The following is a 15,613-nucleotide window of genomic DNA, read 5'->3' as shown; positions in this document are numbered from 1 at the left end:
TTGGCGAGGAGATTTGTCGGGTTTGAACCATCCGTGCATTCTGTTTCGCACGGATGGCTCGGTTGTCACTTGCTCAGCATGATGTACCCGGCGCCGGCGTCCCCGGAGATCGTCTTGCCGAGCGCCGCGAAATCGAACTGCACGCCGCTGCTCGACGGATGCCAGTGCTGGCCGACCATCACCTCGCCGGTCCCCACGGCGGCAATCAGGTATTTCGTTTTCTTCGTATCCTTGCCCAAGTGCTGGACCGCCACCCCGGCGCCGTACATCTTGAAGGTTCCCAACGTCCATGTCATGGCATAGCACGGCAGGATACCGCCGTCCTTGCGCTGAATTTTCTGAATGTCGAGCGTGCCAACATAGGGGTCGCCCTTGCCGGGGGTCTTGGCTTCGGTGATGGTGAACCGGCCACTGAGATCATCGCCGGTTTTCCCTTTGAGCTTCTCGACACCGAGGGCCGTTTTCGGGTCGGCGAGCAGCGAGGTCGGGTGCCAGGTTCCGTCAAGCACGCCGTCCTTGATTTCATAGATGCCGAGGCCGACGACGCCGTCGGCGGACAGGGCGGTGAAGATTTCTTCGCCGTCCTGCGCGGCGGAGGGGAAGAACAGGCCGATGCCTTGAAGTTTCTGGCCGCCGGCAAAATCATACGTCATGTGGAAGTATTTGCCGACCGCCTTGACGCCGGCCTTCCCCTTGAGGAAGGGCTTCGTGGAACTGGTGATGATGTCGAAGTTCCCCTTGAGCCGGTTGGCGACGCGAAGGTCTTCCGCTTTGCCGGTCGCGGCCGCTTCGTCTCGTTGGGCCTTTGCGGTGGCCTCGTCGAGTTCAAACAGTTTCGGTTGCAGGGCGTAGCCGATGGCGACAAATTGCCAGGGAGCCAGCCGGGAATCAAGATTGCCGTTGTGGCAGGTGAGCGTGTATATCGCGGCCCCGGTGGCGTCGGCGGCGATCAGGCGATTGCGGCCGTCGTAATGGAGGACAACGCCTTCTTGCACCTTCTTGCACAACTGTTGACCATTGGACCAAAGCAAACGGACATCCGGGTCTTTCGGCTTGCGAATGCTGAAACCGGTGGTTGAATCCTTGTCAAGATCAAGAATGGCCACGCCATCCGCGTTCTCAATGCGTTTGCCATCGAAGTGCAGGATTTTCTTTCCTTCGGAGTCTTCGACGTTTTTGCCGTCAAGGTCGAGCAGTTTCTTGTCGGTCTTCTTGTCGTACACGCTCCATCGCAGGTCGGCGGCCGATGCGGGCAGCGCCGCCACCAGCAAAAGCCCGGTCATCAGCCCTTTTGTCCATGCTGTCATCGCCAATACTCCCGAAGTTGGTGATAAATATCGAGGGGTTTCGTCCGCTTCGATGTTCTTCAATGCTGGGGCGAATTGCGGAATTTATTTGGGCAAAGGCTGCAAGTGGATCGCGTATTGATTGCCGCCGAAGTAATGGGCGACGGTTTTGCCATCGGGGCTGATGGCGAACCCGCCCGGCCCGCGCTTGTACGGGGTGGCGAAGCGAATCGTCGTGCGTGCGAGCTTTTGCAGGTCGAACAGTTCAAATTCGTCTTTCTCGTTGACGCCGAGGGCGCGGACATCATCGATCCGGCGCAGTTTGTTCAGGTGCCGGTCAGCCGATTCGTTGATGCTGGAGGCATAGGATGTCGTCCAGTCGGCCGTGTCCCGGATTTGCAGGACGGGCACGCGATCCTCTCCGTTAACAATCAACCGCTTGCCGTCGGGAGTGAATTCCACGGAGAAGGTTTTGAACTCCGCCAATTCTTTCGAGACGGTGTTCGTCCCGGCGTTCCAGACGACCAGTCCTTTGTCCCCGCCGACCGCGAGAAGCTTGCCGTCCGGGGAATAGGCCAGAGCGGTGATCGAGCGTGACAGATCGCCAACCTTTCCGGAGCGGGCCAGATCGGCAATCGGTTTGCCGGTCGTGATGTCCCAAATCCGGACCAAGCCCATTTGGTGGCCCACCGCGAGGTGTTGCCCGTCCGGGCTGAAGGCGACCCGCATGACGGTTCCGTCCGATGACGGGTCACTGCCGACAAGCATGGCCACGGGTTTGCCCGTCGAGGCATCCCAAATGACGGCCTTGTTCTCAAATCGCCCGGCGACTTGTTTGCCGTCCATCGAGAACGCCACCGTCCGCGACCCGGTGCCGGTTTTGATGATGGTGGATTGCCCGTCGGCGAGCTTCCAGACGCGGATGGTGCCGTCGTTCGCCGTCGATGCGAGTCGATCCCCTTTGGGCGAAAAGACCAACGAGTAGAGTTCCTGCTCGTGGCCTTCGAGTTTCGTCGGAGGATCGGCCTGAAGGTTAATGGCCGTGAATAAGAAGCAGAGCGCGGCCCATCGAAACATCCCCTGCCTCCTTGGGTGGCTATTGCCCCTGCCGCTCAATACGCAAAATTTGATCGCGAGCAAAGGCAATATATCGAGAAATGAATGCGATAACCAGCATCGCGACTCTCCCCAACGCTCTTGAGGTTCACCAGAAGGCAATCTCTTCTTTACTCGTCCATTTTTTTCTTTTCCGCGTGGCGCTCGGCGGCTTCTTCCACGGAATGAGAGTCTGTTAGTTTCTCGTCAGCGGCAGCGAGTTTCACCAACCGGCAGTAGTGCTGGTGCAACACCTTCAAATCTTCCTCGGTCATCCCTTCCACATTGATGAGCCGGTTGCTCGCTCCGTGCATCGAGGCCACCAATTCGTTGAGTTTGAGATGGATCGCCTGGGAATCTTTGTTCTGGGCACGCTGGATCAGGAACACCATCAAAAACGTGATGATCGTGGTTCCGGTGTTGATGACGAGTTGCCAGGTGTCGCCGTAGTGGAACAACGGTCCGGTCGCCGCCCAGATGACAATAACCAGCAAGGCGATTCCAAAGGCCGCGGAACTGCCGGACCATTGGGCCGCGTTTTGCGCGAGCCGTGCGAGAAGACCTTCCGGACGAATGGCGGACATGGGAGAACTTTCGTGTTGGCGATCAATCGGCTTGCCGTGGCGGTGGGTGGCCCGCCATCGGCGTGGATCATTCGGATGGCAAACCGCGCTCAGCGAATCGTCTCTTCCAACTTCCGCAAGGCGTCCAGATGCGCGCGGCGGGCCGGAAGAGACTTGTCGGCAAACCCACGAACCAGTGGGCTGGCGGCGTCTTTTCTCGCTTTTTCAAAGTCAGCCATCGCATCGACTTGATCGATCAGCAAGCGTTTCACATAGGCCCGGTCAAAGTCGTCGCCGCTGAATTCTTTGAGCTCGTCGTATTTCGCCTGATCGTCGGCGCTCATCTTGTCCGGCACGATCAAATTGGCGGCGACGGCCGTGGCTCGCAAATTCTTGTTGAGGATCGCATGATCGGCCGCCATTCTCTCGGCGACGGTTTTGATGTCGGCGCTCTTCGCCCGGCTCAGAGCCAGTTTGGCGATCTCCACTTCCCGAATCTCGGCGCTGGCTGTTTTGCGCATAAAGTCCGTGTCGAAGAAGGCCGGCTTTTCTTGGGCTGTCGCCATCGCCCCCGAAATCAGGAAGGCCGTCAGGATGGCGTGAAGTTCGATGGATCGAAGCATGTTGTCTCTCCATTGGAATTTGAGAAGGTTGTTGCCTCTCTCGTGGAGAAGCATTGCAAGCGGGATGCCAACCGCAATCCGACCGGAAAATCGCGAACGTCCGACATGCGACAAAATGCCTGAATTAAAGGGCTGTTTCCCGATGCCAAAGAATGGCATCAGAATTGCAGTGCCAGAAATGAACTATCGGGAGTCACACATGCGAAGATGGCCGGGCCAGCCTTATCCCTTGGGAGCCACTTGGGACGGGGCGGGCGTGAACTTTGCGCTGTTCAGCGAGAACGCCACCAGCGCGGAACTTTGTTTGTTTGACCATCGTAACGCGGAAAAAGAAACCATCCGAATCCCGATGACCGAACGGACCGATCAGGTCTTTCACGTTTATTTGCCGGACGCGCTTCCCGGCCAGCTTTACGGCTATCGTGTCGAGGGGCCGCATCAGCCGGAAAACGGACATCGCTTCAATCCGAACAAGCTCTTGTTTGACCCATACTCGAAGGCCGTTGGCCGGAATCTGACATGGGATGATTCCCTGTTTGGCTATTCCGTCGGTTCGGAAGAGGGTGACCTGAGCTTTGACGAGCGGGACAGCGCTCGTTTTGCTCCTCTCTCCGTGGTCGTCGATTCCGCCTTCACTTGGGGGGACGACCGCCTGCTCCGGCGGCCGTGGCATGAGACACTGATCTATGAATTACATGTCGGCGGTTTTACCAAACGGTTGCCCGGCGTGCCGGATCATTTGCGGGGGACTTACGGCGGGGTCGCCTCGGAGGCGGCCATCCGGCATCTGAAGTCCCTGAATGTCACGGCCGTCGAGTTGTTGCCGGTCCATTTCCGCATTGACGACCGGCATTTGCAGGAAAAGAACCTCACGAATTATTGGGGGTACAACACGCTGGGCTTCTTCGCCCCGGACCCTCGCTTCGCCACCCAACCCGACGATCCCGCCTCGGCCCTGCGGGAGTTCAAGATGATGGTCCGCACGCTCCACGCGGCCGGAATCGAAGTCTTGCTCGACGTGGTGTACAACCACACGGCCGAGGGAAACCATCAGGGTCCGACACTCTCGTTCCGCGGAATCGACAACGCCACTTACTATTTCCTCTCGTCGGAAGACCAGCGGTATCACATGGATTTCACTGGTTGCGGCAACACCCCGCGCATGCGGCATCCGCGCGTGCTGCAACTCATCATGGACAGCCTGCGGCATTGGGTGGAAGAAATGCACGTGGACGGGTTCCGCTTCGATCTGGCCACCACGCTGGGACGGGAAGAACTTCACGCGGATCGAACGGCCACCTTCTTTGACATCATCCACCAAGACCCGGTGTTGTCACGGGTAAAATTAATCGCCGAGCCGTGGGACGTCGGCCCGGAAGGGTACATGGTGGGCAACTTCCCCACTGGCTGGGCCGAGTGGAACGGCGAATACCGGGACACCGTCCGGGATTTGTGGGCGGGCGCCCCGGTTCCCGCCCGGGTGCTGGCGCATCGCCTCTCCGGTTCGCCGGATTTGTACGACCGCAGCAGCCGACACCCCTACGCCAGTGTCAATTTCGTCACCTGCCACGACGGCTTTACCTTGAACGACTTGGTGAGTTATCACGACAAACAAAACCAAGCTAACGGAGAAGACAACCGGGACGGCGGCGACCATAACCGAAGCTGGAACTGCGGCCACGAAGGGCCGACCGACGACCCGGATGTCAATCGGCTGCGCGCCAGACAACGCCGGAATCTGTACGCCACCATGCTGCTTTCGCAGGGTGTTCCGATGGTTTTGGCCGGGGATGAACTGAGCCAGACCCAACAGGGGAACAATAACACCTACTGCCAAGACTCCGAACTGAGCTGGCTGAATTGGGAGATGAACCCGGACAAAGAGGCGTTTCTTCAGTTCGTCCGCTTGGTCAACCGCTTGTGGAGAGAACAGCCCGTCCTCCGGCGCCGTACCTTCTTTCAGGGCCGGCCCATCCGGGGAGAGGGCATCTCCGATGTGACATGGTTCACCCCGGACGGGGGTGAAATGAGCGATGCGGAATGGGAAGCCCCGGTGGCGGGCATGGGCATGCGACTCGCCGGCGACCTGATCGGCGAGACGGACGAACGCGGCGAACCGATCATCGGCGACACCCTCTTTCTGGCCCTCAATCCCGGACAGGAAGATCGAAACTTCACACTCCCGCCACCGGCCACGGGGCAACAATGGGAACTATTGATTGACACGGATGACGACATGCGAAAAGGCCCCCACGACGGTTCTCATCGCCTGGTTGCCAGAAGTCTGGCCGTCTTCCGCACCCGGCCAATCGGCGAGCCGTTTCCGGATGTGACGCCATTGCAGGCCGAAATACTTCGCCAGTCGGATGAGAGACCCCGGCCTTTGCCGACGGGGAACCTGTGAACATGAACACCCTGGACCAATTGGCGGCCGACACGATCGCGGAAGCGGCCCGGCGGCATCGCATTCCCCTGACCACGTATCGGGTACAATTGCACGCCGGATTCATCTTCCGGGATGCGGCCCGGTTGGTCCCTTACCTCGCTGAATTGGGCGTCACGCATTTGTACGCCTCGCCGTTTCTGGCCGCCCAACCCGGCAGCACGCACGGCTACGATGTGACCGATCACCGGACGCTGAATCCGGAGATTGGCACCGAGGAGGATTTGAATTCCCTCAGCGAGGCGCTTGCGGCCCGAGGGATGGGAATGCTGCTCGACATCGTTCCCAATCACATGTGTGTGACCGGTGAAAACGCCTGGTGGCGGGATGTGCTGGAACACGGCCCGGCCTCGCCGTTCGCCGGGTATTTCGACATTGCTTGGTTCGACTCGCCACGGCCCGGAATGCAGGGCCGCCTGCTTCTCCCCATCCTCGGCGAACCCTATGGACAAGCCTTGGAAGGTGGGGCGTTCAAAGTCTCGCTGGTCGGCGGGCGGTTCATCGTCCAGTACGGCCATTTGTGGCTTCCGGTTGATCCGCGAACCTATGGGCGATTGCTGAACCCGGCCGCCGAGATTGCCCGAGCATCGTTCGGGGAGGATCACCCGGCTTTTGTGGAACTGATGAGCATCGCCAATTCGGTGAGTCATCTCCCCGGCCGACAGGAACCGGATGCCGAGCGAACCCGTTCCGGATTGATTGAATGCAACGTGATCCGTCGCCGACTGGCTGAATTGCCGGAACGCTTCCCGGAAGCGTATCAGGTGCTTAACGAATTCCTGGCCGACTGGCACGGCCAACCGGGCGTCGCCGCCTCATGGACGGCGATGGATGAGCTATTGGAGGCACAAGCCTATCGCGCCTGCTTTTGGCGGGTGGCCACCGATGAAATTAACTACCGGCGGTTCTTCGACGTGAACGAACTGGCCGCCTTGAGCGTGGAACGCGAAGAGGTGTTCGAGGCCGTTCATCGCCGCTGGCTGGACTTTGCGGCCGCCGGCATCGCGGATGGTTTTCGTATCGATCACCCGGACGGTCTGTTTGATCCGCGTGAATATCTGAACCGGCTTCAGACGCATTATCTGCTCGCCATCGCCCGCCGAATGCCCGGTTGGAACGCGGACATGGAACCGGCCCTTCGGGAACGATTCACCACTGAAAAAGCCAATCCGCTCTATGTGGTGGTGGAAAAGATTCTCGCAGATGGCGAACCATTGCCGGCCGACTGGCGATGTGATGGCACAACCGGTTACGAGTTCATTGCGGCCATCAACGGGCTGTTCGTGGCCGACGACAACGAACCCGCCATGACGGAACTTTACACTCGTTTCACCGGGGTTTCGACAGAATACCGGGAGCTCATCTATCAGAAAAAAGTTCTCATCATGCGGTCCTCGCTGGCAAGCGAGTTGAACGCCCTTGCCTATCAACTGGACCGCCTTGCCCGGCTCGACCTCCGTTCGCGGGATTTCACGTTAAATGGCCTGCGCCGAGCCTTGCGAGAGGTGATTGCCTGCTTCCCGGTTTATCGTTCTTATGTCAGCGACAGCGTGAACTCTTCGGACACCCGGCATGTGTTGTCGGCCATCCGGCAAGCCCGCCGCCGTGATCCGTCCACCGGCCGGGCGGTGTATGAATTCATCCGGGACACTTTGCTGCTGAAGGATTCCCCCAGCGGCCCGGCGACGGAAGAATACCGCCGAATGCAGTCCCAATTCGCGGGCAAGTTTCAACAGGTCACTTCGCCCGTGACCGCCAAGGGGGTGGAAGACACGGCTTTTTATGTGTTCAACCGCCTCGCCTCCTTGAACGAAGTCGGCGGCGAGCCCTCGAAGTTTGGACACTCACCCGAGGAGTTGCATGTTTTCTTGGCCACTCGTCCCCGAGGATTGTCGCCATTGAGCACGCACGACACCAAACGAAGCGAGGATGTGCGGGCGAGACTCAATGTGCTTTCCGAAATCCCGGCCGACTGGGCCAAGGCCGTGCGCGGATGGGCCAAGTTCAACCGTTCCCATCGCACGGAACTGGAAGACGGGACTTTCGCCCCGGACGCCAACGAAGAATATCTGCTGTATCAAACATTAGTGGGCATCTGGCCGGAGGGGACGCCTGACCTTGCCGCCATCTCGGAACGGGTGCGGGCTTACATGCGAAAAACCCTGTGCGAAGCGAAGGTTCACAGCAGTTGGATTAACCCGGACACGGAATATGAAACAGCGGTGGATGGCTTTATCATGGCGGTGTTGCACCCCGAAAAGTCTCGGGAGTTTCTGGCCGATCTCACGAACTTCGCCCGGCGGGTCTCTTATCACGGCCGACTAAATTCGTTGGCTCAAACCATTATCCGTTGCATGGCCCCCGGCACGGCCGATGTTTATCAGGGAACCGAAGACTGGACCGATTCGCTGGTGGACCCGGACAACCGCCGGGGTGTGGATTATGAGAAGCTACAAACCCGGCTAAACCCGAAACAAACGTTGGCGGCCAACGACAAGCTCAACATCGTGGCCCGATGCCTGCGTTATCGACGGGATCATGCCTCACTGTTTCTGGAGGGAAGTTATCATCCCGCAATTGTGACCGGTTCGCTGGCCGATCATGCCTTTGCCTTCCAGCGATCCCACGAAGGGAAAACCGTTTTGGTGGTCGTTCCGCGATTAACGGTCGGACTGGCCCCCGAATCGGATGAACTTCCCGTCGGCCCGCGAGTCTGGAAAGACACCATCCTATCGACTGGTTTTTCCGGTCCGTGGTGCAACCTGCTCACCGGCGAAACTGTTCCGACAGATGATGGCCGTATGAAGCTGGCAAATGTGTTCCGACAATTGCCGGTTGCTGTGCTATCAAGTGACAACTAGATATGGTTGATCTGATTTTTTGCATCCCGCGATCCCTGCTTATCGCGGCAAGAACAAATCCGTTTGTCTTCAATTTCATTTCATAAGACTCTTATCTTGACCACAGAATCGTCTTACTGTTTTTGAACTTCGGGAATATTCATCACTGACTCGGGAAGGATTCTTCCCATTCACACGCATCATCGCCAACCTTTCAATGGCCTGTTTCACCGATTATCAGGCTTGCGCATCGCTCTGGATGAAATCCGGCGATTGGCGCGGCACTTGCTTTCTGATGATGCAACTTTCGGCCAAACCGTTCTTGGCTGATGCAACAACCCGACTCCTCCTCTCCCATTGGAGGACACCATGAGCGACAACATGACTGACAGCGAATATTTTCCCTGGGCCGAGGATCAAACCAACGAAGCGGACTCTTCGGATGAATTAATGGTCGTCGATCACCGGGGAACCATGAGTCCGGCGGCGATGATTGAACACAAGCTCGGGGCCTTGCTGAAACACGGCTCCCTGCCCGTCAGCCACTTGAGAGTCAGCGTTCAACGGATTCGCTCCCGATAATTGCGGTTCTTCCAGCGGCGATGGCCACCCTCTCCCGCATCGCCGTCCAGCCACTGATGATTCCAATCTGTTTGATGGCCAGCCCATCTTCGCGGGAGCAAAACGCCGATGTTATTTCATCTATTCCGAAAACGGATTCGAGAAGAAATTTCTCGGGTCGTCAGCCACGGCAAAGCGGTCTGGGGCCTTGTCGCCCTGCCGATGAAAACCGCCTTGGTTGGCGCGGCGTTGCTCATGGGGTTGTCCAGCGCGGCCAGCACGCTGATTCCCCTCTGGCTTGGCAAATTAGTCGCGGCATTGCAACACGCCTCTGAAAACATCCGATCGGGCCAGCCGGCTGATTCGATGTTGCACACATCCCTGATGTTTTTGGGAATGCTGGGATTGGTGTATTTGGGCCGCGAGATCATCAATGTCATCCGACGATTCTTGGTGGAAAACACCTGCACGCGCATCAGCCGGGACATGACCGTCCGGACGGTCGGTCATGTGATGAAGGCCGACCTTCAGCAGTTCACTCATGAAAAAGTCGGCTCTCTCCACGGCCGGGTCTGCCGAAGCGTGGACGGATTCATCCGCTTTTTGAAACTCTCGTTCCTCGATTTCTTCCCAACGATTCTCACCGGCTTCTTCGCGCTGGCGGTGACGCTCTACAAGGCGCCGTTGCTCGGGGTGGTGATGATCGGCGTAATTCCGGTTTCCGTGGCCCTGACCATCTGGCAATTGATTTCCCAAAAGCATGTGCGCATGGATTTGATCCGCACAAGGGAACAGATGGACGGCACGATGATTGAGCAACTCGCCGGCTTGGACTATGTGCGGGCGGCCGACACGGTCAATCCCGAAGTGGACCGCGTGGCCCATTCGGCGGAACGGTTACGCTCCAAGGAAATCCGGCATCATTTTCAAATGTCCCTCTTCGGCTTTGCAAAGGCGATCAATGAGGGATTGTTTCATTTGCTGGTCTTGGGATTGGGCATCTACCTGGCCTCGCGGGGAGAATTGCATTTCCATGAAATTCTCACTTACTCAATGCTTTTCCTCAATGTGATGGCTCCCCTGAGCGAAGTTCACCGGATCATCGACGAGGGACATGAGGCCAGCCTGCGCGTGGGAGACCTGCTGCATATTCTGGAAACTCCTGTGGATCGATCCTTCCATGCGGATCATGCGAAGGAGCCTTCCCTTGACGTGCCAGAGGCGATGATTCAAGTGCATGATCTGCATGTCGAATATCAAACCGGCGACGGCCACACCCGCCGGGCATTGGAGGGGGTGAGTTTTGTCATTCGTCGGGGAGAACGGATCGGCATCGCCGGAAAATCCGGAAGCGGCAAATCAACTTGGTTGAAATCCCTTCTTCGGTTGAACCACCCCAACTGGGGAACGATTCAACTCGGGGATCAGCCATTGGAAGCGGTGTCCCGCGAATCCATCGCCAAGCTCATCGGCTATGTGGGCCAACAACCGTTCGTTTTTGAGGGAACCATCGCTGAAAACATTTGTTACGGAGTGGATAACGCCACTCCGGAAACGATCCAGCGGGCGGCTGAGAATGCGTGTATTCACGAGGAAATTCTGGCGATGCCCGGCGGCTATGACGCCCATGTGGCCGAACGCGGACAGAACCTGTCCGGCGGGCAAAAACAACGGATCGCCATCGCCCGGTTGTTCCTGAAAAATCCCCCGATTATGATCTTGGACGAGGCCACCTCCGCCCTTGACACGATCAGTGAACGCGCCGTCCAGCGAGCCATCGCCGAAACGCATCATGATCGCACGGTCATCATTGTCGCCCACCGGCTTTCCACATTGCTGGACACGGATCGCATCATGGTTTTCGATAAAGGACGGATCATCGAGAACGGGTCGTTCCAAGAATTGGTTGATCGCGGCGGTTTGTTCTCCGAACTGCTCAAATCGGCCCAAACTCCGAGTCCCTCAATCACCCCCGCTCCCGCCCCGGTGGCCGTGGCAGTTTGAAATTACACGTGTCCAAGGCACGGAGATTGCAACTCAACAGGGTGGGTTTTAAACACGGATAACACCTTTTGCGGAGATCAATCATGCCAAGCGGAGACAAGTCCCGATATACGGACAAACAAAAGCGCAAAGCCGAGCATATTGCCGAGAGTTATGAAGAACGCGGCACGCCAGCCAAGGAGGCTGAACGCCGGGCTTGGGCCACCGTCAACGCGGATTCCGGCGGCGGCAAAAAGTCCGGCAGCGGCCGGGGCCATCTGGAGTCCAACGCCTCCCAACGCCGAACGGCCGCTCAACGCTCGGCCTCGGCGAAGAAGGCGGCTGCCACCCGAAAGCGAAACGCGGCCGGGAAGTAAGCACGGGGCATGTGATTTGCGGAGATGAATCGGATATTTCCACCTTCTTATTGGAGTATCCGCCGTGTCCATGCCATTGCCCGTCGATCCTTCTCGAAGAAGATTCATGACAGCCGCCGGACTGCTGGGAGCCGGTTTGCTCAATGTTGAGACCTCGCTTTTGAAAGCCGGCCAAGAAGTTCCCCTCGCTCCGCCGGACAAACAACCCACTGATGTGAAACTACCCGACCTGCCTCCCGAACGGAAGGTGGGTATTGCCATTGTCGGCCTCGGCAAACTGGCCATTGAAGAAGTGTTGCCGGCGTTCGCTCACTCCAAACTGACAAGAGTAAATGCCCTTGTCAGCGGCCACCCAGACAAAGCCAAAAGGATCGCCGCCGCTTATGGCGTGGAGACAAAGCGCATTTACGACTACGAGCATTTTGAACGACTGGCCGACGATCCCTCCGTGGATGCCGTGTACATCATCCTGCCCAACAGCATGCACGCCGAATATGCGATTCGCGCGTTGAAAGCCGGGAAGCATGTGCTTTGTGAAAAGCCGATGGCGTCAAATGTTTCCGAATGCGAGCAGATGATCGGCGCCGCCAAAGAGGCCAAGAAGAAATTGATGATCGCCTATCGCCTTCGGTACGAACCGTTCAACACATCCGCCATCGCCCTGTGTCGGAAACGGGCCTTCGGCGAACTGAAGAAGATTGAGGCGGCCAACGATCAAGACGTGAAGGCTCCGAACATCCGTCTGAGCAAGGCCCTCGCCGGAGGACCGGTGGGAGATGTGGGAATTTACTGCCTGAACGCGACACGATACCTCACCGGCGAAGAGCCGATCGAAGTGACGGCCTTCGCCCACCAACCGAAATCAGATCCGCGATTTCGAGAGGTGCCCGAAAGCGTGGCGTTCAACCTGCGATTTCCAACCGGAGTACTCGCTTCCTGCTCATGCAGTTTTGGCACGGCCGAGAATCGCCGGTTCCGGGTGGTTGGAACAAGCGGCCATTTAACCTTGGATAATGCGTTCGGCTACCGGGGCCAGGAAATGTCGATCAATCTTGGCGATGGCCCAAAACAACTGGCCATCACTCCGGCCAACCATTTTGCCGCCGAGATGGACCACTTTGCCGAAAGCGTTCTGCAAAACACTCCTGTGCGAACGCCCGGAGAAGAAGGCTTGGCTGACATGCGGGTGATCGAAGCCATCGCCGAATCGGTCCGCTCGGGAAAGACGGTTTCTCTCAAGGGATGATCGGGAAGAAGATTGCGAGAAAGTCATTTGAGAGAAAACATGAAAAATCGAACGACAAATAGATTTATTCGGAGGAAATCAGTCGTTCTCGAAAGGACAGTTCGGCAGTGATGACACGGGCCAGAATCATCATCACTTGTTGTTGCCGGGGCGACTGGTCAAACTCCCCGGCGGCCAGCGCGTCGATCTCCGGCCGCAAACCACGAAGACTGGCCCAGAGTTGATCGCGTTCGGAGATTTCCCGTGCCTTGTCCGCTTCCATCTGGCCGTTCCATGAAGACGATGTGATGTGGTTAAGTGTACCCCTTTCCCCTCGTCCGCACAACAATTCGGCGGCTCCATAAAAACTTCAGAAAATATGGAATTTCCACACCCAATCAGCGTATTAATGGCCGTCGTAAATCTTCTTGCAAACTGTGGATAAAATGCGACACTGATCAAGACATTTGAAGGCCCCTCCTGTTCACTTCATCGATTGATGTCTCCCTGCATGGCTCTTTCTCGGAGACAGTTCGACATGGAGAATTTTTAGATGCAGACGCTCAACGGCTCCGCGCTTGACGCCAGTGAAATGACGACTCTTCTGACGGCGCTGCTGGCCCTGAAGAAAGGGAAGACATCTGTGCGACTGCCCATCGAATGGACGGGCGTGGCCGGAAAGGTGGCGGATGCCTTCAACGACGTGGTGGAGTTGAATGAACGCATGGCCGACGAACTGGCGAGATTGAGCCGGGTGGTGGGCAAGGAAGGAAAACTCAGCCAGCGGGCCTCCTTGGGAGATGTGACCGGATTCTGGCAGGCCTCCGTTGAATCGGTCAACGAACTCATCGACGACTTGGTCCACCCCACCAGCGAAACCGCCCGTGTCATTGGTGCCGTCGCCCAAGGGGACCTGTCGCAAATGATGGCCCTCGAAATAGAAGGGCGCCCGCTCCAAGGGGAGTTTCTGCGCACAGCGAAAACCATCAACAAAATGGTCGAACAACTTGGATCGTTCGCGTCGGAAGTGACGCGGGTGGCCCGCGAAGTGGGCACCGAAGGGAAACTCGGCGGGCAGGCCGACGTGAAAGGAGTGGCCGGAACTTGGAAAGACCTCACCGACTCCGTGAACATGATGGCCGGGAACCTGACCGGGCAGGTGCGGAACATCGCCGAGGTGGCCACTGCCGTCGCCAACGGCGACTTGTCCAAAAAGGTCACCGTGGACGTGAAGGGGGAAATCCTCGAGTTGAAGAACACCATCAACACGATGGTCGACCAACTCCGTTCCTTCGCCTCCGAAGTGACCCGCGTGGCCCGCGAGGTGGGAACCGAAGGAAAACTCGGCGGACAGGCCGAGGTGCCCGGCGTCGCCGGTGTGTGGAAAGACTTGACGGACAACGTCAATTTCATGGCCTCTAATCTGACAGCCCAAGTGCGGAACATCGCCGCCGTGACGACGGCCGTCGCCAACGGCGACTTGTCCAAGAAGATCACCGTCGATGTCCGCGGCGAAATCCTCGAACTGAAGGACACCATCAACACGATGGTGGACCAGTTGTCGTCGTTCGCGTCGGAAGTGACCCGCGTGGCCCGCGAAGTGGGCACCGAAGGGAAACTCGGCGGGCAGGCGGATGTGAAGGGCGTCGCCGGAACTTGGAAGGACTTGACCGACTCCGTGAACATGATGGCCGGGAACCTGACCGGGCAGGTGCGGAACATCGCCGAGGTGGCCACCGCCGTCGCCAACGGCGACTTGTCCAAGAAAGTCACCGTGGACGTGAAGGGAGAAATCCTGGAGTTGAAGAACACCATCAACACGATGGTGGACCAACTCCGCTCCTTCGCCTCCGAAGTGACCCGCGTGGCCCGCGAAGTGGGTACCGAAGGAAAACTCGGCGGGCAAGCCAAAGTCGAAGGGGTGTCGGGAACTTGGAAAGACTTGACCGACTCCGTGAACTCCATGGCCGGGAACTTGACGGCCCAAGTGCGGAACATCGCCGCCGTGACCACCGCCGTCGCCAACGGCGACTTGTCCCGCCAGATCACGGTGGACGTGAAGGGGGAAATCCTGGAGTTGAAGAACACCATCAACACCATGGTGGACCAGTTGTCGTCGTTCGCGTCGGAAGTGACGCGGGTGGCCCGCGAGGTGGGAACCGAAGGAAAACTCGGCGGCCAAGCCGACGTGAAAGGAGTGGCCGGGACTTGGAAAGACTTGACCGACTCCGTGAACTCCATGGCCGGGAACTTGACAGCCCAAGTGCGGAACATCGCCGCCGTGACAACGGCCGTTGCCAACGGCGACTTGTCCAAGAAGATCACCGTCGACGTGCGCGGCGAAATCCTCGAACTGAAGGACACCATCAACACCATGGTGGACCAGTTGGGATCGTTCGCGTCGGAAGTGACCCGGGTGGCCCGCGAGGTGGGTACCGAAGGAAAACTCGGCGGGCAAGCCAAAGTCGAAGGGGTGTCCGGAACGTGGAAGGACTTGACCGATTCCGTGAACTCCATGGCCGGGAACCTGACCGGGCAGGTGCGGAACATCGCCGACGTGACCAAGGCCGTCGCCAACGGCGACTTGTCCAAAAAGATCACGGTGGACGTGAAGGGG

Annotated in this window: 12 protein-coding genes; 7 read left to right on the top strand and 5 right to left on the bottom strand. The window is 58.1% G+C overall.

All coding sequences use genetic code 11. The features are described 5' to 3' along the window. Nucleotides 1–65 precede the first annotated feature (65 nt). The 4 genes from BGIM_RS0132795 to BGIM_RS0132780 all read right to left on the bottom strand — a co-directional run bounded on the left by BGIM_RS0132795 (nucleotide 66) and on the right by BGIM_RS0132780 (nucleotide 3,567). On the bottom strand, nucleotides 66–1,307 hold the full coding sequence (locus BGIM_RS0132795; protein WP_029631053.1) for a hypothetical protein: 1,242 nt from the start codon (nucleotides 1,305–1,307) through the stop codon (nucleotides 66–68). Between the two features lie 84 nt (nucleotides 1,308–1,391). Then, nucleotides 1,392–2,363: a WD40 repeat domain-containing protein gene (locus BGIM_RS0132790; RefSeq protein ID WP_020473891.1), complete on the bottom strand. Its 972-nt coding sequence runs from the start codon at nucleotides 2,361–2,363 to the stop codon at nucleotides 1,392–1,394. Nucleotides 2,364–2,512: 149 nt separating this feature from the next. Next, nucleotides 2,513–2,965 (bottom strand): low affinity iron permease family protein, encoded by a 453-nt coding sequence (locus tag BGIM_RS0132785; RefSeq protein ID WP_020473890.1) that lies wholly within the window; start codon nucleotides 2,963–2,965, stop codon nucleotides 2,513–2,515. An 89-nt stretch (nucleotides 2,966–3,054) separates the two neighbouring features. Then, nucleotides 3,055–3,567, bottom strand: coding sequence for a DUF4142 domain-containing protein (locus BGIM_RS0132780; protein ID WP_020473889.1), 513 nt, complete (start codon nucleotides 3,565–3,567; stop codon nucleotides 3,055–3,057). Between the two features lie 199 nt (nucleotides 3,568–3,766). On the opposite strand from BGIM_RS0132780, the gene glgX reads away from it, so the two are divergent. The 6 genes from glgX to BGIM_RS0132745 all read left to right on the top strand — a co-directional run bounded on the left by glgX (nucleotide 3,767) and on the right by BGIM_RS0132745 (nucleotide 13,017). Further along, nucleotides 3,767–5,971, top strand: a complete 2,205-nt coding sequence (gene glgX / locus BGIM_RS0132775; RefSeq protein WP_020473887.1) for a glycogen debranching protein GlgX — start codon at nucleotides 3,767–3,769, stop codon at nucleotides 5,969–5,971. Nucleotides 5,972–5,973: 2 nt separating this feature from the next. Next, nucleotides 5,974–8,871 (top strand): malto-oligosyltrehalose synthase, encoded by a 2,898-nt coding sequence (gene treY, locus BGIM_RS0132770; protein WP_020473886.1) that lies wholly within the window; start codon nucleotides 5,974–5,976, stop codon nucleotides 8,869–8,871. A 348-nt stretch (nucleotides 8,872–9,219) separates the two neighbouring features. After that, entirely contained in the window at nucleotides 9,220–9,432 is a 213-nt protein-coding gene (locus BGIM_RS0132760; protein ID WP_020473885.1) for a hypothetical protein, read from the top strand. A 108-nt stretch (nucleotides 9,433–9,540) separates the two neighbouring features. Continuing rightward, nucleotides 9,541–11,415 (top strand): ABC transporter ATP-binding protein, encoded by a 1,875-nt coding sequence (locus tag BGIM_RS0132755; protein ID WP_020473884.1) that lies wholly within the window; start codon nucleotides 9,541–9,543, stop codon nucleotides 11,413–11,415. Nucleotides 11,416–11,498: 83 nt separating this feature from the next. After that, a complete protein-coding gene (locus BGIM_RS0132750) occupies nucleotides 11,499–11,771 on the top strand; it encodes a hypothetical protein (RefSeq protein WP_020473883.1) in 273 nt (90 codons plus the stop codon). A 106-nt stretch (nucleotides 11,772–11,877) separates the two neighbouring features. After that, complete coding sequence (locus tag BGIM_RS0132745; protein ID WP_020473882.1) at nucleotides 11,878–13,017, top strand: Gfo/Idh/MocA family protein; 1,140 nt, start codon at nucleotides 11,878–11,880, stop codon at nucleotides 13,015–13,017. A 64-nt stretch (nucleotides 13,018–13,081) separates the two neighbouring features. Here BGIM_RS0132745 and BGIM_RS0132740 read toward each other — a convergent pair whose 3' ends face one another. Then, entirely contained in the window at nucleotides 13,082–13,279 is a 198-nt protein-coding gene (locus tag BGIM_RS0132740) for a hypothetical protein (RefSeq protein ID WP_020473881.1), read from the bottom strand. 270 nt (nucleotides 13,280–13,549) lie between these two features. On the opposite strand from BGIM_RS0132740, the gene BGIM_RS66670 reads away from it, so the two are divergent. Then, nucleotides 13,550–15,613 (top strand): HAMP domain-containing protein (locus BGIM_RS66670; RefSeq protein ID WP_202947351.1); only part of this gene is annotated, 2,064 nt, incomplete at its 3' end.

This window comes from Zavarzinella formosa DSM 19928 (assembly GCF_000255705.1).
GTDB lineage: Bacteria > Planctomycetota > Planctomycetia > Gemmatales > Gemmataceae > Zavarzinella > Zavarzinella formosa.
Note: the sequence above shows the minus strand (reverse complement) of the source record. Positions and strands in the feature narration are given on the sequence as shown.

Bases quoted from the DNA above. Each gene is read 5' to 3' on its own strand.
- BGIM_RS0132745 (WP_020473882.1), top strand. From the start codon at position 11,878: ATGACAGCCGCCGGACTGCTGGGAGCCGGTTTGCTCAATGTTGAGACC.
- BGIM_RS0132795 (WP_029631053.1), bottom strand. From the start codon at position 1,307: ATGACAGCATGGACAAAAGGGCTGATGACCGGGCTTTTGCTGGTGGCG.
- BGIM_RS0132760 (WP_020473885.1), top strand. From the start codon at position 9,220: ATGAGCGACAACATGACTGACAGCGAATATTTTCCCTGGGCCGAGGAT.
- treY (WP_020473886.1), top strand. From the start codon at position 5,974: ATGAACACCCTGGACCAATTGGCGGCCGACACGATCGCGGAAGCGGCC.
- glgX (WP_020473887.1), top strand. From the start codon at position 3,767: ATGCGAAGATGGCCGGGCCAGCCTTATCCCTTGGGAGCCACTTGGGAC.
- BGIM_RS0132750 (WP_020473883.1), top strand. From the start codon at position 11,499: ATGCCAAGCGGAGACAAGTCCCGATATACGGACAAACAAAAGCGCAAA.
- BGIM_RS0132740 (WP_020473881.1), bottom strand. From the start codon at position 13,279: ATGGAAGCGGACAAGGCACGGGAAATCTCCGAACGCGATCAACTCTGG.
- BGIM_RS0132780 (WP_020473889.1), bottom strand. From the start codon at position 3,567: ATGCTTCGATCCATCGAACTTCACGCCATCCTGACGGCCTTCCTGATT.
- BGIM_RS0132785 (WP_020473890.1), bottom strand. From the start codon at position 2,965: ATGTCCGCCATTCGTCCGGAAGGTCTTCTCGCACGGCTCGCGCAAAAC.
- BGIM_RS0132790 (WP_020473891.1), bottom strand. From the start codon at position 2,363: ATGTTTCGATGGGCCGCGCTCTGCTTCTTATTCACGGCCATTAACCTT.
- BGIM_RS0132755 (WP_020473884.1), top strand. From the start codon at position 9,541: ATGTTATTTCATCTATTCCGAAAACGGATTCGAGAAGAAATTTCTCGG.